Raw genomic sequence first — 22,878 nt, 5'->3', positions numbered from 1 at the left:
GCGGTCCGAAGATGTCGTCCGGTATGGTCTGACCATACTGTGGTCAGACCATACCCCGGAAAGCTCGGAAGGTGAGGCGTGCGAGTCGCCCTGTTCATCACGTGCGTGAACGACACGCTCTTCCCCGGCACCGGCAAGGCCGTCGTGTCGCTCCTGCGCAGGCTGGGCTGCGACGTCGACTTCCCGGCCGCGCAGACGTGCTGCGGGCAGATGCACGTCAACACCGGTTATCCGAAGGAGGGCGTACGGCTGGCGCGCCACTTCACCGAGGTCTTCGCCGGCTACGACGCGGTGGTCGCGCCGTCCGGGTCGTGCGCGGCCATGGTGCGCGAGCAGTACCCCAAGCTGGTACGGCCGGGCAGCAAGGGCGCGGCGGCCATCGCCGAGGTCGCGCCTCGGGTGTACGAACTCTCCGAGTTCCTGCTCGACGTCCTGAAAGTCGATGACGTAGGCGCATATTTCCCGCACCGGGTGACATATCACCCGACATGTCACTCGCTCCGGGGACTGCACCTGGGCGACAAGCCCACCCGGCTGCTGAGCAAGGTGCGCGGCCTGGAGCTGGTCCCGCTGCCCAGGGCCGAGGAGTGCTGCGGCTTCGGCGGCACCTTCGCGGTGAAGAACCCGGCGGTCTCCGCCGCGATGGGCTCCGACAAGGCACGTCACGTGACCGGCACGGGGGCGGAGGTGCTCTGCGCGGCCGACAACTCCTGTCTCATGCACATCGGCGGCACGCTCGGCCGGCAGCGCTCCGGCGTGCGGATCATGCATCTGGCGGAGATCCTCGCGACGACGGAGGCGACCCCATGAGCGGCACATTCCTCGGCATGCCAGGAAATTTCCCGGAAAATGCTGCGAAGGCCGTACAGGACTCTCAGCTCAGGTACAACCTCCGGAAAGCCACACACACCATCCGGGGCAAGCGCGCGAACGTCGTGGGCGAGCTCCCCGACTGGACGGAGCTCCGCGCGGCCGGAAAGGCGATCAAGGACGAGACCCTGCGCCACCTCGACCGCTACCTGATCCAGCTGGAGGAGGCGGTGACGAGGGCGGGCGGCCACGTGCACTGGGCCCGCGACGCCGCCGAGGCCAACCGCATCGTCGCCGACCTGGTCAAGGCCACCGGCGAGAGCGAGGTGGTCAAGGTCAAGTCGATGGCCACCCAGGAGATCGAGCTCAACGAGGCCCTGGCCGAGCAGGGCATCACCGCCTACGAGACCGACCTGGCCGAGCTGATCGTCCAGCTCGGCGACGACTTCCCCAGCCACATCCTGGTCCCCGCGATCCACCGCAACAGGGCCGAGATCCGCGAGATCTTCCTCGACAAGATGCCCGAGACCCCGCCCGGCCTCACCGACGAGCCCGCCGCGCTCGCCGAGGCCGCCCGGCTGCACCTGCGCGAACGCTTCCTCAGGAGCAAGGTGGCGATCTCCGGCGCCAACTTCATGGTCGCCGAGACCGGCACGCTGGTGGTGCTGGAGTCCGAGGGCAACGGCCGCATGTGCCTGACGCTGCCCGAGACCCTGATCAGCGTGGTGGGCATCGAAAAGCTGGTGCCCGCCTGGCGCGACCTGGAGGTCTTCCTGCAGTTGCTGCCGCGCAGCTCCACCGGCGAGCGGATGAACCCGTACACCAGCATGTGGACGGGCGCGGTCGAAGGCCAGGACTTCCACCTGGTGCTGCTCGACAACGGCCGCACCGGCGTGCTCGCCGACGAGGTCGGCCGCCAGGCGCTGCGCTGCATCCGCTGCTCGGCCTGCCTGAACGTGTGCCCCGTCTACGAGCGCGCGGGCGGCCACGCCTACGGCTCGGTCTATCCCGGCCCGATCGGCGCCATCCTCACCCCGCAGCTCAGAGGCATGTCGTCGGACCTGGACGCCTCCCTGCCGTACGCCTCCAGCCTGTGCGGCGCCTGCTACGAGGTCTGCCCGGTGGCGATCGACATCCCCGAGGTGCTCGTCCACCTGCGCGGCAAGGCGCCGCACAACCCGGCCGAGCGGGCGGGCATGCGCGTCGCGGGCTGGATCCTGGACGACTCGGTACGGCTCGGCAAGGCACAGCGCCTGGCCACCCGCTTCCGCAAGCTGGTCCCCAAGCGGCTGCCCGGCCCGCTGTCGGCCTGGACCGACACCCGGGACCTGCCCGATATCCCGGAAGAATCCTTCAGAGACTGGTGGGAGCGTCATGAACGCCCGTGAGGAGATCCTCGGCAGGATCAGGCAGGCCGTCCGCGACGCGCCCGAGGTGGAGATCCCCCGCGCCTACCGCACCCGGCCACCCGTGGCCGACCTGGTGGGCCTGTTCGCCGAGCGGGTGGACGACTACCGCGCGATCGTGCACGTCCTGCCGTCGGCCGAGGTCCCGGACAAGATCACTGAGCTGGTACGCGGCCGCCGCATGGTGGTGCCCGACGGGCTGCCGCCCCAGTGGGCGGGACAGGCCGAGCGCGCCGGCGGCTCACTGGCCGAGCTGGACGCCGCCGACGGTGTCGTCACCGGCTGCGCGGTGGCCATCGCCGAGACCGGCACGATCGTCCTCGACGCGGGGCCCGGCCAGGGCAGCCGGGCGCAGACGCTGGTGCCCGACTACCACCTGTGCGTGGTGCGGGCCGAGCAGATCGTGGCCGGGGTGCCCGAGGCCGTCGCCAGGCTCGACCCGGCCCGCCCGCTCACCTGGATCAGCGGCCCGTCGGCCACCAGCGACATCGAGCTCAACCGGGTCGAGGGCGTGCACGGCCCGCGCACGCTCGAAGTGATCGTCAGTACCTGAGCACGGCCGCCACGTCCGGCACCTGGTCGGTGAACCAGAGCTCGGCGTCCGTCATGGTCGCCGCCCTGACCAGGGCCGAGTCGGCCCGCTCCGCGACCGGCTTCTCGACGCCCCAGTCGCGCAGCTCCCCGTCGTCGGCCGACACCTGCGTGCCGCCCTCGCCGACCCAGACCTGCCGGTCCAGCTCACCGGGCAGGAGCAGCGCGTGCACCCTGCCCTCACGCAGGGCGCGCGCGACCTGCGTCATCCCCACCGGCCCGTCCTGCTCGCGATGCCGCTCCAGCAGCTCGGCCCGCCTGCGATCGAGCCACCGGTCGAGCGCCGCCTCCACGTCATGCTCGAACCCGCCGAGACCGCCGCGATGGCCGTGCTCCACCATCAGCATCCGGTCGGTGGACTTGGTGCCGAGATGGTCGCCCACCAGGGACCGCGACTTCGCCTCACCCGCCACCAGTACGAGGTCCGCGCCGATGCGCCGTACCTGCTCGTCGATCTCGTGTGCGACGGCCACCGCGTTCTTCTCCCAGGTCTCCTCCACGGCCCGCTCGTAGCGCTTCTGGGACCAGCCGCCCTGCGCGGTCTTCTGCAGCGGCCAGTCCTCGGCCTCGATCGTCGCGCTGCGCGGGGAGCCGCCGCCGAACACCGTCACCTCCGCCCCCGCGTGGTCCACGACCACCCGCAGGTGCGCCACGTTCTCACCGCGCCGCATCAGCATGGGCGTGACGTGCGGCAGCGGCGAGAAGCGGGCCAGCGGCCGCGGTGGCTCGGCCAGCCTCTCGACCAGCACCACGTCGTGCTCGGTGGCGAACACCGCCTGCCCCGGGCCCGGCCGCAGCGCCTCGGTCCGCAGCGCCTCCGGTATCACCGCGCCCGCGCGCTCCGCCTCGTCACGCAGGCTGGCCCACTGCACCGCCCGGTCCCGCTCGGTGAGCGCGCCCGCGTACAGGCTCGTGTACGGACCACCGCGCTCGTAGAGCGGCCGGATGAAGTCGAGCCGCACAGGTCACCACCTCCGCTTCTCCACACCGAGGCCGAGCGCCTCACCGATCTCCGCCATGTTGGTGTAACGCCGCTCCGGCAGGGAGCTGACCAGCTCCGTCACCCGGTCGGGGGCGTCCATGCGCTCGGCGTGCCTGAGTAGTTCCTGTGCGGTCGCGGGGAAATCGGCGTCACTGAGCCACTTGGCCAGATCGCTGCGGACATCGACGCCTTCCTGGCTGATGCCTTCGGCGGTGCCGGGTTCGTGCCCGGGCGCGTACCGGCGTACGGACTCCTCCTCCCCGGCCGCTGGTGTGGGCTCGGGCTCCTTCCACTCCTCGGCGTGCGTGGCGCCTCCGCCGCGCACCATGCCCTCGGTCTCCTGCTTCTGCTGCTCATCCAGGCGAGGACCGTGCTTCGAGCTTCCGCGTTCCATTGGTGCATCACCTCTCCCTGAAAGCGCACCTACCCCCGCTTTCAGGGGCAAACATGGCGATTGTGTAGCCTGCCGAGGGTGTTCGATGTGGACGTCGACCTCCCTACCGGACGTCTGGTGCTCCGGCAGTTCGGCCCTCAGGACGCGGACCGGATCAGGTCCATCGTGCGGTCCAAAGTCCCGTTCCTGCCGCCGGGAGCGCCCGGTCACGTCTCGGGCGTCAAGCAGTGGCTCGCCCACGGCGTGCACGGGTTGCGGCGCTCCGGGCAGGGCGTGCACCTGGCCATGCACGACAACGACGATCGCATCGTGGGCGCCATCAGCCTGTTCAAGACCTCCTGGGGCGCGGGCACCACCGAGGTCGGCTACGGCGTCCACCCCCTCTACCGGGGACGCGGCTTCGCCACCGAAGCCGTACGGGCGCTGACGGACTGGGCGTTCGCCACCACCGAGCTGCGCAGGATCGACCTGACGGCCAACCTGGACAACCTCGCGTCCATCCGGGTGGCCCACAAAGCGGGCTTCACCTGGGAAGGCGTGCTGCGCGCCGCCGTGCTGGAGGATGACGGACCGCATGATCTGGTCGTCTTCGGCCTGCTGCGCGACGACGACCGCACCCCGGCCGACACGCTGCCCCGTACCGAGCTGCGCACCCCGCGGCTGCTGATCCGGCCGCTGGCCGAGTCGGACGTGCCGGACCTGGCGATCACCGCCGCCGACCCGCTCACCCAGGCCAGGACCGGGGTGCCGCGCGGCTACACCGAGACGGACGCCAGGCGGTACATCGACCTGGCCGAGCGGATGCGGACCAGGGGCCAGGGCCTCGCCTGGGCGGTGGAGGACCTGGCGACCGCGCGTTTCGCCGCCCATGTGGACCTCAGGGACGTCGACTGGGCCAACCGGAGCTGCGAGGTCGGCTACATGGCCGCGCCGTGGGCGCGCGGCAACGGGATCACCGCCGAGGCGGTCGCCGCCATCGCCCGCTGGCTCTTTCGCGAGCACGGCTTCCAGCGGGTCAAGCTCCGCGCGACCAGGTCCAACCCGGCCTCGCACCGCGTGGCGGAGAAGGCCGGCTTCGTCCGCGAAGGCGTCGAACGCAACGCCCTGGGCGGGGAGGACCTGGTGATCTTCAGCCTCATCCCGTCGGATTTGCCGTGAAGGTTGGTCAACCGCCGGTAGAGCCGTCACCCTGGAGGTGAGGACGGTGAGGCCCATGATCACAGTTGTCGGCTGGGACGGTTCGGAGCTGTCGGCCAGGGCGGTCGAGCGGCTGCGCGAGGCCCGCCTCGTCATCGGGCCCGACGCCGTCATCGGCCGGCTGGCGCTGACCGCGCCCACCGTCGCCGACACCAGGCTGCTCGAAACCCTCGACGACCATCTCGAACAGGGCGAAGGCCCCGCCGTCGTGCTCGCGGAAGGCGACCCCGGCTTCTTCGGCGTGGTGCGCCGGCTGCGCGCCCACGGGCTCAAGCCCGACGTGCTCCCCGCCACCTCACTGATCACCCGCGCCTTCGCCTGCGCCGGGCTCGGCTGGGAGGACGCCCTCGTCGTCGCCCCCGCTGGCCCGCACCAGCTCAACCGCGCGGTCAACGCCTGCCGGGCACACCACAAGGTGGCCGTGCTCGTCACCCCCGGCGTCGGCCCCGGCGAGATCGCCAGGGAGCTCGCCCCGACCACGCCCCGCTCCCTCATCGTCTGCGAGGACCTCGGCGGCCCCGGCCAGCGCGTGACCGACAGCCGCATGGGCGAGGCCACCACCCGGCCCTGGAAGGACCCCGACGTGGTGCTCGTCGTCGACCCGCTGCACCGGCCCAAGGAGCCGGGCTGGGTGGCGGGCGCGCAGCCCGGCCCGTCGGAGTGGGCACTGGAGCGGGCAGTGGAGTCGGCGCTGCCGCTGGAGTCGCGGCTGCCGCCGGAGGTCCGGGCGTACGTCCTGGCCAAGCTCGGCCCCCGCCTCGGTGACCTGGTGTGGGACGTGGGCGCGGGCGGCGGCGAGATCGCCGTCGAGTGCGCCAGGCTGGGAGCCGCCGTCGTGGCCGTCGAACGCGACCAGGACGCCTGCGCCCGGCTGCGCGCCAGCGTGCTCGCCCACGGCGTCAAGGTGGCGCTGGCCAGGGGACAGGCGCCGCCCGCGCTCGAACCGCTGCCCGACCCGGACGCCGTCTTCGTCGGCGGCGGCGGCACCGACGTGATCGTCGCCTGCGCCGCCCGCCGCCCCCGCTCACTCGTGTGCGCGCTCAAGACCGTCGAACGCGTGTCCGCCGTGCTCGACCGGCTGCGCGAGCTCGGCTATCGTGCCGAAGGCAGCCAGATCCTGGCCGCGAAGCTGGCCCTCGGCCCCGACGGATCCCACAGCCTGACCGCCGCCGACCCCGTTTTCGTCGTTCACGCGACACCCGCGCACACACCGTGACCTGTCGCCCACCGGCGCACATCGGTTATCCTCGCGTGTCTTCCTCTACGCACCGGAGTTCCTTCGCATGAAGCCGCCGCTCCTGCTCATCGGGCAGGGCTCGAACGACGACGCCGACTCTGCGGAATTCGGGCGATTCGTCCACCGGCTCCGTTGCCGACTCGACCCGAGCGCCACCGACGTCTCCGCCGGCTACCTCGAACGCGCCACCCCCCGGCTGAGCGACTCCGTCGCCTCCCTGGTCGCCCGGGGGCACCACCGCCTGGTGACGCTCCCGCTCACCCTGAGCCGGGTGGGCGACGAACTGCCCCACGCCATGGCGCTGGAGCAGAAGAAACACCCCACCCTGATGTACGACTCCGGCCGCCCGCTCGGACCCGACCCGCGCGTGCTCGCGATGCTGGCCGAGCGGCTCAACGACGCCGCCGCCGAGATGCCGCCCAGCCCCCGCCCGCTGGAACTCGTCGGCGCCAGGACCAGGCTGCGAGCCGTCGACACGCTGCCCGCCGAGAGCCTGCCCCTGCCCATCGAGCCGGGCGAGACCGCCGTCGTCCTGGTCGGCGACGGCTCGATGGACCCGGTGGCCAACGCCGAGATCCACCGGGTGTCGCGGCTGTTCTGGGAGACCCACGCCTACGACTTCATGACCGTCGAGACCGCGTTCGTCTCCCTCACCCCGCCCGGCGTCCCGGGCGGTCTGGAGCGATGCCGCCGCCTCGGCGCCAAGCGCGTCATCGTCGTGCCCTACCTGCTGTTCGCCGGTGGCGCGCTGGAGCGCGTGTGGGCCCAGGCGCTGGCGTACGTCGCCGGGCACCCCGATCTCGACATCCGCTGCGCCGAGGTGATCGGCGACTGCGACACCCTGGCCGACGTGGTCATCGACCGCTACGAGGAAGTGCTCCAACTCGCCCCGTAGGACGTCGGAGCCGTGAGGCGTCGACCAGAGCCCGTACGAGAAAGCGCTCCACCCCCGTCAACCCGTGACTCCGGAGGTTCCCGTGCTCGCCGAGACGCTCGCCGCGATCCGCTCCGCAGACCCGGTCGTCCTCGCCGACGCCCGCGCCCACCAGGACCGCCTCACCAAGCCGCGCGGCTCGCTCGGCGCGCTGGAAGAGGTCGCCGTACGGCTCGCGGGCGCCGCGGGCGTCACCCCGCCGCCCATGCCCGTCCCCGCCGCCCTGGCCATCTTCGCCGCCGACCACGGCGTGCACGCCAGGAGCGTCAGCCCGTGGCCGCAGGAGGTGACGGTGCAGATGGTGGCGAACTTCCTGGCCGGCGGCGCGGTGGCCAACGCCTTCGCCGCCCAGATCGGCGCCTCGGTGACCGTGGTGGACGTCGGGGTCGCCGCCGACCTGCCCGACGACCCCCGGCTGGTCAAGCGGAAGATCGCGTACGGCACGGCGGACCTGTCCCAGGGGCCCGCGATGACCGTCGACCAGGCCGTACAGGCTCTCGAAGCGGGGATGACCGTCGCCCGCGACCTGGTCGCGGCGGGCGCCCGCTGTCTGATCACCGGGGACATGGGCATCGCCAACACCACCGCCTCCGCGGCGCTCATCTCGGCCTTCACCGGCAGGGACCCGGCCGAGGTGACCGGCCTGGGCACCGGCATCGACGAGGAGACCCACGCCCGCAAGATCGGCGTGGTCCGCGCGGCACTGCGCGCCAACCACCTGCTCACCGAAACGCCCCCGGCGGATTCCGGGAGGCTCTCGGCTCCGGCCGGCTCCGGAGGGCTCTCGGCCCCGGTGGGCTCGGGTTCGGTGGGCTCGGGTTCGGTGGGTTCCGGGCAGGAGGGGGATGGGAGCCGGGCGACCGAGGCGTTGCGGGTCCTCGCGGCCGTGGGCGGGTTCGAGCACGCGGCGATCGCGGGCTTCATCCTGGGCGGGGCGGCGGCACGGGTGCCGGTGATCCTCGACGGCGTCATCGCGGGCGCCGCCGCGCTCGTCGCGTCCGCTCTCGACCCCGCCGCCATCGATCATTGCGTGGCCGGGCACCGGTCGGCCGAGCCCGGCCACTCCGCCGCACTCGGGCACCTCGGCCTGCCCCCTCTGGTGGACCTTGGCCTGCGGCTCGGCGAGGGCACCGGCGCCCTGCTCGCTCACCCCTTGGTCTGCGCGGCCGTGCGGGTCATGCACGAGGTGGCGACCTTCGACTCGGCGGGCGTGACGGAGAAGCCCGTATGACGACGGGGCCGCCGGCGAGCACTATCCTTGAGCCACTCTGGGCGACGGCCGGACGCCGCACGGAGGTCGGGGACGGGTCTCGTTTCGCTCGACGGTCGTTAACTCGTGCGAAGCAACTGACGCGGTGATAGCCGGTAGGTTTACCTCCTAGCACACAAAACTTCGCGAACGGGAGATTCCCCCACTATGGGTCCCTACCTCCTCGGCCTGCGGCTTCAGGGTCGCCGAGCCCTCGTCGTAGGTGGCGGGCGTGTCGCCCAGCGGCGGGTGCCCGCGCTGCTTGAGGCGGGGGCGGTGGTGACCGTGGTGTCGCCGGGCGTCACCCCCGCTCTCGACGACCTGATAGCCGCCGGCCGGATCACCTGGCAGGCCCGCCCCTACGAGGTGGGTGACTGCGACGGAGCCTGGCTCGTACAGGCGTGCACCGACGACAGATCCGTCAACACCGCCGTCGCCGCCGAGGCCGAGGCGAAACGGATCTGGTGCGTGCGCGCCGACGACAAGGACGCCTCCGCCGCCTGGACCCCCGCCTCCGGACGGGTCGACGAGATCAGCGTGGCCGTCACCGCGGGCGGCGATCCGCGCAGGGCCGCCGGCATCCGCGACGCCGTGGTCGGCGCGCTGCGTGACGGCACCGTCGACGCGCGGCGCAACCGCACCAAACCCGTCGGCGTCGCTCTGGTCGGCGGCGGGCCCGGCGATCCCGGGCTGATCACCGTACGCGGCCGGCAGCTTCTCGCGCAGGCCGATGTGGTGGTGGCCGACCGGCTCGCCCCACGGGCGCTGCTCGACGAGCTGGCGCCCGACGTCGAGCTGATCGACGCGGCCAAGGTTCCCTACGGCAGGTCGCTCTCCCAGGAGGCGATCAACGAGGTGCTCGTCGATCGCGCCAGGCAGGGCAAGTTCGTCGTACGGCTCAAGGGAGGCGACCCGTTCGTCTTCGGCCGCGGCGGCGAAGAGATGATCGCCTGTGCTCAGGCCGGCATTCCCGTGCTGGTGGTGCCGGGGATCACCAGTGCGGTCGCGGTGCCCGCCTCGGCCGGCGTGCCGGTGACCCATCGAGGCGTTAGCCAGGAATTCCACGTTATATCCGTGCATGTAGCACCAGATGATCCCAAATCCACCGTTGACTGGCCTGGGTTGGCTCGTTCCCATGGCACCCTGGTGCTCATGATGGCCGTCGAACGGCTGGGGAAGGTCGCCGAAGCCCTCGTTCGAGATGGACGCGCCCCAGAGACTCCCGTAATGGTGGTGCAGGACGGTACCCTTCCGACCCAGCGGGCGGTCATCGCCTCGCTTGCCACCGTGGCCGACCGCGTCTCCGCGGCTGGGATACGGCCACCGGCGATCATCGTCGTCGGCGACGTCGTAAGGGTCGGCCAGGAGGTCCAGATGGTTCGAGCGGAGCGCTTGCCGTGAACACGGCCATGGATGACGAACACGATGAGGCGCCGGGGGAGCAGACCCTGCAGTTTCGCGCCCTGATCGACCTGCCGGCGGACCACGACGCCGCCCCGCCCTCCACCGAGGCGGGCGCGGAAGCGGACGAGGCCCCCAAGGACGATCCCCCCGAAACCCCCGACCCCGAGCCCCCGGCCCCTGCGCCGGACGAGCCCGAGGCCTCCGCGCCGGACGAGGTTGAGGCTTCCGCGCCGGACGAGCCCGGGGACTCTGCGCCGGATGAGCCCGAGGCGTCCGTGCTGGACGAGGTTGAGGGCTCCGTGCTGGACGGGCCCGACGGCTCTGCGGCGGACGAGGTTGACGGCTCTGTGCTGGACGAGCCTGAGGACGTCGCGCCGGATGAGCCTGGGGACTCCGTGCCTGAGCAGTCCGAGGGCGTGGTGGCGTACTTCGACGCTCAGGACGTGTCCAAGGAGCCCGCGCCCGTGGCGGAGGCCACGCCGTGGGCGTTCGCCGCGAAGGATGCGGAGCCCGAAGCGGAAGAATCGGCGTCTGCGGCCGAGGGCGTGGTGGCGTACTTCGACGCTCAGGACGTGTCCAAGGAGCCCGCGCCTGAGGCCGAGGCCACGCCGTGGGCGTTCGTCGCGAAGAAGGCCGCGAAGCCCGAGGCGGTCGATCTCCCGTCCCGGCGGCCTCAGGACTCCGTGCCCGCGGCGGAAACCGGCCCCGCGCCTGCGGCGGAGGCCAAGCCGTGGGCCTTCACCACCGATGCCGCTCCGTCCGGAGACTTCGAGGCGGCGCAGGCTTCGAGCGCCGAGCGGGAAGCCCCGGCTGAGGACACCGAGCGGGAAGTCGAGGCTGAGAAGGTTGCGGCGGACTCCGTACCCGATGAGGGTGGAGCCGAGGGGACGTCCGGCGGGACCGCTGCCGAGAAGGAAGAGGAGCTGCCGGCGGAAGCCGCGCAGGCGTTGATGGCGGCCATCGGCGCGCTGCGGGAGAGTGTCGCGGGGCTGCGGTTCGGGCTGGACCTGCCGGGGGCCGACGAGGCCAAGCAGGAGCGCGCGGACCTGGTGGCCCAGCTTGAGGACTACGTGCTGCCGAGAGTGCGGATGAGGACCGCGCCGGCGCTCATCGTGATCGCCGGTTCGACCGGCGCGGGCAAGTCCACGCTGGTCAACTCGCTCGCCGAGCGCAACGTCTCCCGTACCGGCGTGCGGCGGCCGACCACCGGCGTGCCCGTTCTCGTCTGTCACCCCGACGACCAGAAGTGGTTCGCCGAGGGAGAACTGCTCGGCCGACTGCGCCGGATCGACAAGCAGACCTCCGACACCGACATGCGCAGCCTCATGGTGGTCGCCACGGAGAAGCTCCCGCAGGGCGTCGCGCTGCTCGACACGCCCGACATCGACTCGGTGGTCGAGGAGCACCACGAGATCGCGCACCGCATGCTCGACGCGGCCGATCTGTGGATCTTCGTCACCACCGCCGCCCGCTACGCCGACGCCCCCGCCTGGAACCTGCTGCGGCTGGCCAAGGAGCGCGGCGCCAGGCTCGCCATCGTGCTGTCGCGGGTGCAGCCCAAGGCGCGGGACGTGGTGGTGAAGCACTTCGTCCGGATGCTCACCGAATACGGCATGGGGGAGATCGACCGGTTCGTCATCAGCGAGTCGAAGGTCGCCGACGGCAAGCTGCCCGACAGCGAGGTCACCGACCTCCGGCTCTGGCTCGCCGAGCTCTCCGTCGACGAGGCCCGTCGCGCCCTGGCGGTCAAGGAGACGCTCAACGGCGTGCTCGACAGCTTCCGCACCCGCGTTCCGGAGCTCGCCCGGCACCTGGAGAAGCAGGTCGCCGTCAGGACTGAGCTGCGCGGCGACGTCGACCGGGCCTTCATGGGGGCGCTGACCGAGATCGACAAGGCGTTCCGGGGCGGGGCGCTGATCCACGGCGAGGTGCTGGCCCGCTGGCAGGACTTCTCCGGCTCCGGCGACCTGATGCGCTCCCTGCAACTCCGTAAGAACGGCAGGGTGACCAAGCAGGCTTCCGAGCGGATCATCGCGTTCCGTGGGGCACTGCGCGCGGGCCTGGAGTCGGTGATCATCGCGGCCGCGAACAGGGCCTGCGAGGAGGTCATCGGCCGCTGGCGGCACCGCGCCGAAGTGGGCGCGACCCTCGGGGAGGGGCTGGACCAGCCCTCCGACGAGCTGCTGCGGCACGCCGGCCGGGCCGTCTCCGCCTGGCAGGAACACATCACCGAGCTGGTACGCACCGAAGGCGTGGCCAAGCGGTCGGTGTCCAAACTGGTGTCGTTCGACCCGGACTCACTGTCGTTGATCTTCATGGTGGCGATGTTCAGCGGAGGCAGGACCGAAGGAATGCCGCACCGGCTCGTCAAGGCGCTGCTCGGCGCCGAGTCACTGCGGGGGATCGGGGCCAAGGCGCTCAGCGATCTGAGGGCGAGGATCGGGATGCTGTTCGACGAGGAATCCATGCGTTACGTGCAAGCGCTCGACTCCGCCGGGGTTCCCGACGAGTCCGCCGCGACCCGCCTCTACCAGGCGACGTACAACCTCGAGGTCGCACGATGACCGTAGCCACCTCCAAGCCGAGGCTCGCTCCCCGGCTGTCCGCGCTCACCAAGATCGTCGAGCTCGGCCCCGGCCGGCTGGACCAGAAGCTGCTGTCGGAGGCCGAAGCGCTGCTGCTGCTGGCCGGCGACCGGCTCAAGCTGTCGTCGGAGCACACCGTGGTCGCGCTCGCGGGCGGCACCGGCAGCGGCAAGTCGTCGCTCTTCAACGCCATGTCCGGGCTGGAGCTGTCGCCCACCGGCGTACGCCGGCCCACCACGGCGCGCACGCACGCCTGCGTCTGGGGCCTCGAAGGCGCGGCGCCGCTGCTCGACTGGCTGCAGATCCAGTGGCGGCACCGCTTCGCCAGGGCCAGCGCGCTCGACAAGGGCGAGAGCCAGCTGCACGGGCTGATCCTGCTCGACCTGCCCGACCACGACTCCATCAGGGCGCTCACCGACACCGAAGCCGACCGGCTCATCGGCCTGGCCGACCTGGTGGTGTGGGTGCTCGACCCGCAGAAGTACGCCGACGCCTCCACCCACCGCCGCTACGTCACGGAACTGGCCGGGCATGAGGCGGTCACCGTGTTCGCGCTGAACCAGGCCGACCGGCTCGCTCCCGAGGAGCTCGCCGAGCTGGTCATCGACCTCAACGACCTGCTCCGCCGCGAAGGCGTCGAGCACCCCAGCGTGGTGCCCACCTCGGCCGTCACCGGGCGGGGCGTGGAGAGCCTCAAGAGCGTCGTCGCGGGCGCCGTCTCGCGCCGCCGCGCCGCCATCCACAAGCTCGAGGCCGACCTGCACCGGCTGATGCAGCGACTGACGAAGTCGATGCCGGTCGGCGAGGCGCTGGCCGCGCCCGCCTCCGTCGACGAGGCCCGCAGAATGGGACTCACCGACGCGCTCTGCGACGCCGTCGGCGTCCCCGCCGTCGGCGAGGCCATGGAGAACGTGTACGCCGAGCGCTCCAGCCAGTGGGTCGGCTGGCCGTACCCGCGCTGGGTGGACAAGCTTCGGCCGGACCCGATCAAAAGCCTGCGTCTCGAGGACATCGGGGACGAGATCCGCGGCATCACCACCGGCTCGGTCAGCGCGCAGTCGGCCGAGGTCACCAACGCGGTCCAGGCGCTCGCCGACGGACTGACGGTCGGGATGCACCCCGTCTGGAACACCGCGGTGCACCGGGCGGCCCGTTCCCAGCTGGCACAACTGCCGCAGGCGCTCACCACGAGCCTCACCGAGGTGGCTCCGCAGCTCGACCGGATTCCCGGGTGGTGGCGGGCGCTCAAGGTGTGGCAGTACGTCCTCGTCGCGGCCTTCGGCCTCGGGGTGGCCTGGCTGCTGGCCGGGCTGCTGCTGCCCGGCGGCCTTCCCTCGTCGCTGCAACTGGTGGGCGACACCGAGGCGCTGCCCTGGGTGGGGCTGATGACGCTTTCCGTGCTGGGGCTCGGCGCTCTGTCGGGCATCGCGTCCCGTAACTTCGTGGAGCTCGGGGCGTCCAAGGAGCGCGAGCGGCTGGAGCGGGAGATGCGGCGGCGGGTCGCCGGGATCGCCGAGAAGATGGTGGTGGAGCCGGTGGAGACGGAGCTCGCGCGTCACCACGCGTTCTACTCGGCCATGCGAGGCTTGTCGGGCTGAGCCCTTCGTCCTCAGGAGTCTGCGCCGGTTGAGAGCTTGTCGGATTGGGCCTGTTGTCCGTCGGTCGGAGCCGTCGGGCTGAGGGCGTTGTCCACAGGGTTTCCGCCGGTCGCGGGGCTGTCCACAGAACGTGGTTCGGGTGCCCGGGAGGACGGGCGGGTGGGGCACCGTGGGCCCAGGTCGCGGGCGCTCGGCCCGCCGCATGGGAGGCAACGGGATGAACGACATCTACATCACGCTCACCGGCAATGTCGCAGCAGAGCCACGGCAATACACCTTCGACGACGGCGTCAAGGTGACCTCGCTCCGAGTGCTCACCTCGCACCGCTACTTCGACAAGAAGCTGGGCCAGTGGGTCGACGGGGAGAAGGTCTGCTTCGCGGTGCGCTGCTGGCGCGCCCTGGCCGACAATGTCGCGCATTCGGTCCGGGTCGGGCAGCCCGTCGTGGTCTCCGGCAAGCTCCGCATCCGTGAGTTCGAGCAGGAGGGTGAGCGCCGGTTCATGCCGGAGGTGGAGGCGAGCTCGGTGGGCCACGACCTGCGCTGGGGCACCGGCACCTTCGCCAAGCCGGAGCGTGGCGGCGCCGCTGCCGCGGTGAGCAGGGAGATGCGCGAGCGCCTGGACGAGGAGACCCGGGACTGGGCCTTGGGCGCGGCCCACCCCGGCGGCCGCGCGGGCGCTCTCCAGCCGGTGCCGGATCCCCTGTCCGCCGCCCCGGCGCCCACAGAGCGATCCGCGACCGACGGACCGGCGCCCGAGAACGCGACGATCCGTATCCTCGGCGCGGCCGACGACAAGGACGGCGAAGACGCCGAATGGCCCACGGAAGAGCGCGCGGCGGCATAGTCACCGGAGAGAAGGACGCCGACGGTGCGCATCGCGGTTGGGCGGGGGCGCGCCGTCGGAGAAGAAGGGCGGGTCGGAGAAGAAGGGCGGAGAGGGCACCGGCCGGTGAAGTGGCGGCTGAAGCGTCCGGAGAAGCGGCCGATGGCGTTGCCCATGAAGACGGTCAGGGCAGCTGTCAGGTCCAGGTAACGCCCCGCACCATGTGTGCTCCTTTCCGAACGGCTCCGCTCGCGGAGTGAGCGGTGTCCTATTACCGACCACATGACACATGTGGTCGCTCCGCCCAACGTAGCGGTTCCCATCGCACATCGCACACTCCGCAACTATTGTGTTACCGAGGGTTCGCACAAGGCTCCAGCCTCGGGCCGGGGCCGAGTGTGGCTTCCGTCGGAGGACGGCCCGCCGGTAGGTGGACCGCCCAGCAGTGCGTGGGGGTGGATCACGGACAGTGGCGTGGGTCGGCGCTGGTGGTCGATGTATGCCGCTTGGGTGTTCACCTGGTGTGACCACGGAGGAGGCGTTACTATGTTCGAGTTCACTCAAAGTATGCGAAGCATTGCACAATGCAGGCTATGCGTCGTGTAGGAGGTGGTGTGCGGTGGGGCTGCCGTTCCGCGCGTGGGCCTGCCCTTCCTGCGGTGAGCACCACGCCCCAGGCGTCGACGTCGCCCCGGACGTCGACGTCGCGCTCAACATCCTGGCCGAAGGCATCCACCTGAAGACCCTGCACGCCCTGGACGATTTAACGGCCTGAACGGCATGGGGCCGTGCATGACGTGGCCGCCGGGACGGCGGACACCCGAAACGACTGTGCAGGGCAGATCAGACCAGGTCGGCAATCCCGACGACCCTGGCGCCGCCCCGACATCTCCCCCGCGCGAGCGGCGCAGAAGCAGCAGTGAACACCCCGCCGTGAGGCGGGAGGATCCCCGTCATTCATGGCGGGGAGAAGCCGAACATCGTTAGTCAGGAGGGACGTGGGATGGTGACAGCCGGTCACGCCTCGACAAAACCTCGCGACGGTGTGTCATCGCTGGCCGGTCGCTGGCCGTTCCTCGCCCAGCGCCGGTTGCTCGTGGCCTACATCAGCGTCATCGTCCTGCTCGACCTCGCGGCGATCCTGCTGTTCGGGGCCGCCACCGAGGTCCGGTTGCCGGACGTGCTGACCTTCGTCGCCCTGATGAGCTGTGGCGCGGTCTGCATCGAGGCCACCAGACGGCTCGGCATGCCCGCCGGCGTCTCACGCGACCTGCTGTCGGCCTGGTGGCTGCCGGTCGCGCTGCTGCTGCCGCCGGTCTACGCCCTCTTCGCGCCGATCGTGCTACAGGTGCTGCTGCAGGTGCGGGTCCGCGCGACGGTCCTGCACCGCCGGGTGCTGAGCGCGGCCGCCATCGGCCTGGCCGGCTGCGTCGCCTCGGTGGTCTTCCACCGGCTGGTGCCCGACCCGAGGGTGCTGTCCCACGGCAGTGCCGTCCCGATCATGTACGCGGTCGCCGCCGCCCTGCTCTTCGCCCTCATCAACACCGCGCTCGTCGCCGTCGCCGCGCACACCGCGGATCCCGACTCCCGCTGGCGCGAGGTTCTGTGGAACCGCGAGAGCATCCTGCTGGACGTGGTGGAGCTGTGCCTCGGCATCACGGTGGCGATCGGGAGCCACCTCAACCTCATGCTGCTCGTCTTCGCGCTCCCGCCGGTCGTCCTGCTCCAGCGCAGCCTGCTGCACGCCCAGCTCCAGGCGGCGGCCCGCACCGACGCCAAGACCGGCCTGCTCAATGCCGCCGCCTGGCAGCGGGAGGCCGACACCGAGATCGTCCGGGCCCGGCGCACCGGCCAGACCCTCGCCCTTCTGATCATCGACATCGACCATTTCAAGCGGGTCAACGACGTTCACGGCCACCTCGCCGGGGACCAGGTTCTCGTCGGCGTGGCCGGGATGCTCCGCAGCCAGGTGCGCGAATACGACGTGGTGGGCCGCTTCGGCGGCGAGGAGTTCGTCGTCCTGCTGCCCGGGGCGGACCTCCCTGAAGCCCGGCGCGTGGCTGAGCGCCTGCGCACCCGCATCGGCCGCATGGCCGTCCCCGCCGACGAGGTGATGATCACGGTGACGGTCTCGGCGGGCGTCGCCCTGATGAGCGTCCACGGCGACGACCTGATCGAGCTCCTGGCGGCGGCCGACCTGGCCCTCTACCGGGCGAAGGAGCTGGGCCGAAACCGCATCTGCATCCCAGCCGTCCCCTCACCACCACCCCGTCTGCCAGGAGAGGCCCCCGCCTGAGCCTTCGGCTGATCACCGGCGGCCGTTCGGGTTGGAGTGCGGGGGAGGGGTTGTCAGGAGAGGCCCCGCCTGAGCCTTCGGCCGATCGCCGCCGGCCGTTGGGGTGGAGTGCGGGGGAGGGCGTCGTGAGGCGGCTCGGTGGGGTGGGGGAGTGGGGCGGCGGAAGCCCGGGTCGAGTGCCCCTAAGCTAGATACCATGCCGGAGTACATCTACACGCTGCAGCGCGTCCGCAAGGCTCATGGTGACAAGGTCGTTCTTGACAACGTCACGCTGTCGTTCCTGCCAGGCGCCAAGATCGGCGTCCTCGGGCCGAACGGCACCGGAAAGTCGACGCTGCTCCGGATGATGGCCGGCCTGGAGCACCCGTCCAACGGCGACGCCAAACTGATGCCGGGCTTCACCGTGGGCATGCTCCAGCAGGAGCCCCCGCTCAACGAGGAGAAGGACGTCCTCGGCAACGTGCAGGAAGGCGTCGCCGAGACGATGGCGATGCTCCAGCGCTACAACGACATCGCCGAGCAGATGGCCACCGACTACAGCGACGCGTTGCTGGAGGAGATGGGCAAGCTGCAGGACCAGCTTGAGCACCGCAACGCGTGGGACCTCGACAGCCAGCTCGAGCAGGCGATGGACGCACTGCGTTGCCCGCCGCCCGACGCCGACGTGACCATGCTGTCCGGTGGTGAGCGCCGTCGCGTCGCCCTGTGCAAGCTGCTGCTGGAGGCCCCCGACCTGCTGCTGCTGGACGAGCCCACCAACCACCTCGACGCCGAGAGCGTCCAGTGGCTGGAGCAGCACTTGGAGAAATACGCCGGCACCGTCCTGGCCGTGACCCACGACCGCTACTTCCTCGACAACGTCGCGACCTGGATCCTGGAGCTCGACCGGGGGCGCGCCTACGCCTACGAGGGCAACTACTCCACCTACCTGGAGGCCAAGGCCGCGCGGCTCAAGGTCGAAGGGCAGAAGGACATCAAGCGCAAGAAGCGCTTGGAGGACGAGCTGGAGTGGGTGCGGTCCAACCCGAAGGCCCGCCAGACGAAGAGCAAGGCCCGCCTCGAGCGCTACGAGGAGATGGCGGCCGAAGCCGACAAGCACCGCAAGCTGGACTTCGAAGAGATCCAGATCCCGCCGGGCCCGCGCCTGGGCACCACGGTGATCACCTCCGAGAACCTCACCAAGGGCTTCGGCGACCGGCTGCTCATGGAAGGGCTGACGTTCGACCTGCCGCGTAACGGCATCGTCGGCATCATCGGCCCCAACGGCGTCGGTAAGACCACGCTCTTCCGCATGATCATGGGCGGTGAGACGCCCGACAGCGGATCGATCACCGTGGGCGACACGGTCAAGATCTCCTACGCCGACCAGAGCCGTGGCGGCATCGACCCGGGCAAGAACGTGTGGGAGGTCGTCTCCGACGGCCTCGACTACATCAAGGTCGGCCACGTCGAGATGCCGTCCCGCGCTTACATCGCCGCGTTCGGCTTCAAGGGGCCCGACCAGCAGAAGAAGGCCGGAGTCCTGTCGGGCGGCGAGCGCAACCGGCTCAACCTGGCGCTCACCCTCAAGCAGGGCGGCAACGTGCTGCTGCTGGACGAGCCGACCAACGACCTCGACACCGAGACCCTGTCGTCCCTTGAGAACGCCCTGCTCGAGTTCCCGGGCTGTGCGGTCATCACCTCCCACGACCGCTGGTTCCTCGACCGCATCGCCACGCACATCCTGGCGTGGGAAGAGGGCTCCAACTGGTTCTGGTTCGAGGGCAACTTCGCCGACTACGAGAAGAACAAGATCGAGCGCCTGGGCGCCGACGCCGCCCGCCCGCACCGCGTGACGTACCGAAAGCTGCACCGCGACTGATCCACGGCCTGATCTCGCAGCCCGAATCCCGCACGGAGCCCTCCGTGCGGGATTCGGTGTTCAAGCGGCGCGGGCGAGCAGCCATAGGCCGAGGGCCTGGTCGATGGGGTTGAGGGGTCGGTCGTGTGTTCTGGCGATTCGGGGATGTTCCTGACCGATGTCTCGGCCGCTCGGCGTACGGGGGTGATGTGCCAGGGCCGGAGCTGGGGGATGTGCGATGAACCGGTAGCGTTGGCCCGTGGTTCAACACTCCCTCGCACAGCGGCACGTCTTTCCCCGCATGGTGAGATTCGCGGACATCGACTCACAGGGCCATGTGAACAACGTCCGCTTCCTCGACTACCTCGAAGACGCCCGCCTGGGCATGCTGTACGTCGATCGCCAGCGGGCCGGAGAGACGCCGTTCAAGGGCCTGGTGGTGTCCCGGCACGAGATCGACTACAAGCGGCCGCTCGGGTTCCGCGCCGAGCCGGTCAGGGTGGAGACCTGGGTGACGGACCTCGGGGCGGTGCGGTTCACGCTGCGGTACGAGATCCGCGACGACGAGGAGCTGTACGTGACCGCCCGGTCGGTGCTCGTGGCCTACGACGTGGAGCGCGAGGCTCCGCGCAGGCTCACGGCCGACGAGAGGTCGTACCTTCAGTGTTTCACCAGCGACTGACCCCCACATCTCCGCCTCGATCATGAAAAATCGTGACATGAGGCGTTGGGTGATGCTGGGACTCGGCGTCAACGCGCACGCCGGCGTCACCCTCGGGCTGTCCGGCCTGCCCCTCGTCATCCCCGACCTGCAACGGCACTTCGGGGTGTCCCTTCCGGTGGCCGGGATCATCGGCAACGCCCCCGGCATCGGCATCCTGTTCGCACTCGTGGCTTGGGGCGCGCTGGCCGACAGGTACGGCGAGCGCCTTGTCCTGGGCCTCGGCGTGGGGATGGCGGCGGTGCTGTTCGCCGCGGTGGCCTTCGTCGACCAGATCTGGGCGGTGATCGCGTTACTCGCCCTGGCCGGCGCCGCGGGCTGCGCCGCGCTGGTGGGCGGCGGCCGGATCGTGCTGCGCTGGTTCCTGCCGCCGGAACGCGGGGTCGCCATGGGGGTACGCCAGGTCTCCTACACGCTCGGCATGGCCGCCGCCGCCTTCATCCTGCCGCCGGTCGCACGCGCCCACGGCATCTCCGGCGTGCTGATCGCCTGCGCGGGCACGTGCCTGCTCGCGGCGGTGCTGGCCGCCGTCTTCCTGGCCGACCCGCCGCACACCCCCGGCCGCGCCGGCGCGGCTCCGGCCGCCTCGCCCTACCGGCAGCCGGCGCTGTGGCGGGTGCACGCCACCAGCGCCCTGCAGGTGGTGCCGCAGGTGGTGGTCGGTACGTACGGAGTGGCCTGTCTGGTCGGCGTCTACGGCTGGGACGGCGTCGAGGCCGGGCAGCTCTTCGGCTTCGCGGCCATCGGCGGGGCGGCCATCCGGGTCGCGGTGGGCCGCTGGTCCGACGTGACGGGCCTGCGGATGGCTCCCCTGCGGCTGCTCACCCTGGTCGCGCTCGGCGTGCTGGCCCTGCTGGTGCTGGGCACCTTCACCCGCTCCTGGCCCGGCGTCGCCATGCTGGCGCTGGCCTCGCTGATCACTGTGGCGGGCAACGGCCTGGCCTACCTCGCGGCAGGCGAGCTCGCCGGTCCGGCCACGGCGGGGCGAGTGCTCGGCACCCACAACACCGTCCAGAACATCGTGGTCCTGGCCGTGACGCCGGTGGCCGGGCTGCTGATCACCGGTGCGGGCTACTGGGCGGCGTTCGCGGCAGGGCTGGTGTGCCTGCTGATCTCGGTGCCCGTCATCCCCGTCCGCGACGAGCGCGACGGTACGAGCGCCGCCCCTGCGTGACACCAGGATTCGAGCGCCGCCCGTACGTGGCGGGGTGACAGGCCGCCCGTACGTGGCGGGGTGACGGCGCCGCCCTTACGTGGCGTTGCGGGGGGCAGCGTCGTCTTACGTGGCGTCGCGGTGCAGCCAGACGGCCTGGTCGGGGGGTAGGGTCCGGCCGTCGAGTCGGCCGCTGGACAGCAGGACGCGTTCGTGCGGCGGAAGTCGTACGGGATCGGTGCCGCAGTTGAGTGCGCAGACCAGGGAGCCGCGTGCGAAGACCAGCGTGTCCTCGGGCGAGTCCAGCCACCGCAGCTCGTACGGGACGGTCCGCACCAGCGTGTCGCGGCAGGCCAGGGCGCGCCGGTAGAACTCCAGCGTCGAGTCCGGGTCACCGGCCTGCCGGTCCGCGCTGAGCGCCGCGAAGGAGTCCGGCTGCGGCAGCCAGGGCGTCACCCCCTGGGGGGAGAACCCGTGGGAGGCGCCACGGGGCGACCACGGCATCGGCACCCGGCAGCCGTCGCGGCCGGGCAGTTCGCCCTTTGATTGGATGAAAACGGGGTCCTGGCGCGCTTCCGGTGGAAAATCCTCTACCTGAGGGAGGCCTAGTTCCTCCCCCTGGTAGAGATATGCCGACCCGGGCAGCGCAAGCATTGTGAGCACTGCGGCTTTTGCCCGTGAAAGTCCGGTGCCGGGATCGGCGGTGTCGTAGCGCGTGCGGTGCCGTACGACATCGTGGTTGGACAGCACCCAGGTGGCGAACGGGACGGTCGCCAGCGTGTCGTCGATGACCTTTCTGAACGCGGTCGCCGACCAGGGCGCCTGCAGCCAGGCGAAGTTGAAGCTCTGGTGCAGCTCGTCCGGGCGTACGTAGCGGGCCAGGTCCTCCGGGCTGTCGGTCCACACCTCGCCGACGGCCATCCGCTCACCCGGATAGCCGTCCAGCAGCCTGCGCCAGTCGCGGTAGACCTCGTGCACCTCCGGCCGGCCCCACACGGGCGAGGCGGTCTTGAAGGACTGGTCCTCGACGTCCGGCAGCCCTTCCGCCTTGAACAGCCCCATCGCCACGTCGATGCGGAACCCGTCGATGCCCCTGTCCAGCCAGAACCGCAGGATGTCCAGAAACTCCGCGTGCACCTCGGGATTGCGCCAGTTGAAGTCCGGCTGACTGGGGGCGAACAGGTGCAGATACCACGAGCCGTCCGGCAGCTTCGTCCACGCCGGGCCGCTGAAGGTGGACTGCCAGTTGTTCGGCCGGTCGCGGAACAGGTAACGATCGCGGCCCTCGCCCCGCAGCGCGGCCTGGAACCATGGATGCGCACTGGAGCTGTGGTTGGGCACGATGTCCACGAGCACCTTCAGGCCGAGCGCGTGCGCGTCGGCGACCAGCGCGTCGAAGTCCGCCAGCGTCCCGAACAGCGGATCGACGTCGCGGTAGTCCGCCACGTCGTAACCGCCGTCGGCCATCGGAGAGGTGTAGAAGGGGGTCAGCCAGACGGCGTCGACACCCAGCCGCTTGAGGTACGGCAGGCGCTCACGGGCCCCGGCCAGGTCGCCGACGCCGTCTCCGGAGGCGTCGGCGAAGCTGCGTACGTAGATCTCATAGACGACGGCATCACGCCACCAGGGGATATCCATGTGGCGTGTCCTGCCCG

Annotated in this window: 19 protein-coding genes; 16 read left to right on the top strand and 3 right to left on the bottom strand. The window is 71.0% G+C overall.

Annotation, left to right across the window (positions count from 1 at the left end):
* Nucleotides 1-78: 78 nt before the first annotated feature.
* From OHA68_RS00520 to OHA68_RS00510, 3 genes are read left to right on the top strand one after another with little or no spacing between them, the layout of a single operon-like run.
* On the top strand, nucleotides 79-810 hold the full coding sequence (locus OHA68_RS00520; RefSeq protein WP_189137157.1) for a (Fe-S)-binding protein: 732 nt from the start codon (nucleotides 79-81) through the stop codon (nucleotides 808-810).
* Nucleotides 807-2,198 carry a lactate utilization protein B gene (locus OHA68_RS00515; protein WP_189137158.1) on the top strand — a complete coding sequence of 464 codons (1,392 nt, stop codon included), beginning with the start codon at nucleotides 807-809 and terminating at the stop codon, nucleotides 2,196-2,198. Before OHA68_RS00520 ends, OHA68_RS00515 begins: the two co-directional genes overlap by 4 nt.
* Nucleotides 2,185-2,769: a LutC/YkgG family protein gene (locus tag OHA68_RS00510; RefSeq protein WP_327105812.1), complete on the top strand. Its 585-nt coding sequence runs from the start codon at nucleotides 2,185-2,187 to the stop codon at nucleotides 2,767-2,769. Before OHA68_RS00515 ends, OHA68_RS00510 begins: the two co-directional genes overlap by 14 nt.
* On the opposite strand, the gene OHA68_RS00505 is transcribed toward OHA68_RS00510, so the two are convergent.
* Together OHA68_RS00505 and OHA68_RS00500 are read right to left on the bottom strand one after the other, a co-directional pair.
* Complete coding sequence (locus OHA68_RS00505; protein ID WP_327105811.1) at nucleotides 2,759-3,769, bottom strand: baeRF2 domain-containing protein; 1,011 nt, start codon at nucleotides 3,767-3,769, stop codon at nucleotides 2,759-2,761. The two genes, OHA68_RS00510 and OHA68_RS00505, sit on opposite strands and share 11 nt — an antisense overlap.
* 3 nt (nucleotides 3,770-3,772) lie before the next feature.
* Nucleotides 3,773-4,183 carry a DUF2795 domain-containing protein gene (locus OHA68_RS00500; RefSeq protein ID WP_327105810.1) on the bottom strand — a complete coding sequence of 137 codons (411 nt, stop codon included), beginning with the start codon at nucleotides 4,181-4,183 and terminating at the stop codon, nucleotides 3,773-3,775.
* 78 nt (nucleotides 4,184-4,261) lie between these two features.
* Between OHA68_RS00500 and OHA68_RS00495 the strand changes: the two genes are divergently transcribed.
* The 13 genes from OHA68_RS00495 to OHA68_RS00435 all read left to right on the top strand — a co-directional run bounded on the left by OHA68_RS00495 (nucleotide 4,262) and on the right by OHA68_RS00435 (nucleotide 21,244).
* The gene (locus tag OHA68_RS00495) at nucleotides 4,262-5,341 is read left to right on the top strand and encodes a GNAT family N-acetyltransferase (RefSeq protein ID WP_327105809.1); all 1,080 of its coding nucleotides are present in this window, start codon (nucleotides 4,262-4,264) and stop codon (nucleotides 5,339-5,341) included.
* Between the two features lie 55 nt (nucleotides 5,342-5,396).
* A complete protein-coding gene (locus OHA68_RS00490) occupies nucleotides 5,397-6,596 on the top strand; it encodes a bifunctional cobalt-precorrin-7 (C(5))-methyltransferase/cobalt-precorrin-6B (C(15))-methyltransferase (protein ID WP_327105808.1) in 1,200 nt (399 codons plus the stop codon).
* 67 nt (nucleotides 6,597-6,663) lie between these two features.
* Nucleotides 6,664-7,512, top strand: a complete 849-nt coding sequence (locus OHA68_RS00485) for a sirohydrochlorin chelatase (protein WP_189137163.1) — start codon at nucleotides 6,664-6,666, stop codon at nucleotides 7,510-7,512.
* A 64-nt stretch (nucleotides 7,513-7,576) separates the two neighbouring features.
* The gene (locus tag OHA68_RS00480) at nucleotides 7,577-8,782 is read left to right on the top strand and encodes a nicotinate-nucleotide--dimethylbenzimidazole phosphoribosyltransferase (protein ID WP_327105807.1); all 1,206 of its coding nucleotides are present in this window, start codon (nucleotides 7,577-7,579) and stop codon (nucleotides 8,780-8,782) included.
* Between the two features lie 186 nt (nucleotides 8,783-8,968).
* Entirely contained in the window at nucleotides 8,969-10,201 is a 1,233-nt protein-coding gene (gene cobA / locus OHA68_RS00475) for a uroporphyrinogen-III C-methyltransferase (RefSeq protein ID WP_327105806.1), read from the top strand.
* Nucleotides 10,202-10,209: 8 nt separating this feature from the next.
* Nucleotides 10,210-12,768, top strand: a complete 2,559-nt coding sequence (locus OHA68_RS00470; RefSeq protein ID WP_327105805.1) for a dynamin family protein — start codon at nucleotides 10,210-10,212, stop codon at nucleotides 12,766-12,768.
* On the top strand, nucleotides 12,765-14,387 hold the full coding sequence (locus tag OHA68_RS00465) for a P-loop NTPase family protein (protein ID WP_327105804.1): 1,623 nt from the start codon (nucleotides 12,765-12,767) through the stop codon (nucleotides 14,385-14,387). The genes OHA68_RS00470 and OHA68_RS00465 overlap by 4 nt, the downstream gene beginning before the upstream one ends.
* A 217-nt stretch (nucleotides 14,388-14,604) precedes the next feature.
* A complete protein-coding gene (locus tag OHA68_RS00460; RefSeq protein WP_327105803.1) occupies nucleotides 14,605-15,234 on the top strand; it encodes a single-stranded DNA-binding protein in 630 nt (209 codons plus the stop codon).
* Nucleotides 15,235-15,832: 598 nt separating this feature from the next.
* The gene (locus OHA68_RS00455; RefSeq protein WP_327105802.1) at nucleotides 15,833-15,988 is read left to right on the top strand and encodes a hypothetical protein; all 156 of its coding nucleotides are present in this window, start codon (nucleotides 15,833-15,835) and stop codon (nucleotides 15,986-15,988) included.
* Nucleotides 15,989-16,216: 228 nt separating this feature from the next.
* Entirely contained in the window at nucleotides 16,217-17,509 is a 1,293-nt protein-coding gene (locus OHA68_RS00450; RefSeq protein WP_327105801.1) for a GGDEF domain-containing protein, read from the top strand.
* A 196-nt stretch (nucleotides 17,510-17,705) separates the two neighbouring features.
* A complete protein-coding gene (gene ettA, locus OHA68_RS00445) occupies nucleotides 17,706-19,370 on the top strand; it encodes an energy-dependent translational throttle protein EttA (protein ID WP_327105800.1) in 1,665 nt (554 codons plus the stop codon).
* Nucleotides 19,371-19,608: 238 nt separating this feature from the next.
* Entirely contained in the window at nucleotides 19,609-20,031 is a 423-nt protein-coding gene (locus OHA68_RS00440) for an acyl-CoA thioesterase (RefSeq protein ID WP_225278032.1), read from the top strand.
* A gap of 37 nt (nucleotides 20,032-20,068) precedes the next feature.
* Nucleotides 20,069-21,244, top strand: a complete 1,176-nt coding sequence (locus tag OHA68_RS00435) for an MFS transporter (protein ID WP_327105799.1) — start codon at nucleotides 20,069-20,071, stop codon at nucleotides 21,242-21,244.
* A 105-nt stretch (nucleotides 21,245-21,349) separates the two neighbouring features.
* On the opposite strand, the gene OHA68_RS00430 is transcribed toward OHA68_RS00435, so the two are convergent.
* Nucleotides 21,350-22,861, bottom strand: a complete 1,512-nt coding sequence (locus OHA68_RS00430) for a glycoside hydrolase family 13 protein (protein WP_327105798.1) — start codon at nucleotides 22,859-22,861, stop codon at nucleotides 21,350-21,352.
* Nucleotides 22,862-22,878 lie beyond the last annotated feature (17 nt).

It is taken from the genome of Nonomuraea glycinis (assembly GCF_035920485.1).
In the GTDB taxonomy this organism is placed as follows: Bacteria; Actinomycetota; Actinomycetes; order Streptosporangiales; family Streptosporangiaceae; genus Nonomuraea; species Nonomuraea glycinis.
This window is presented reverse-complemented; position numbering and strand designations above follow the sequence as displayed.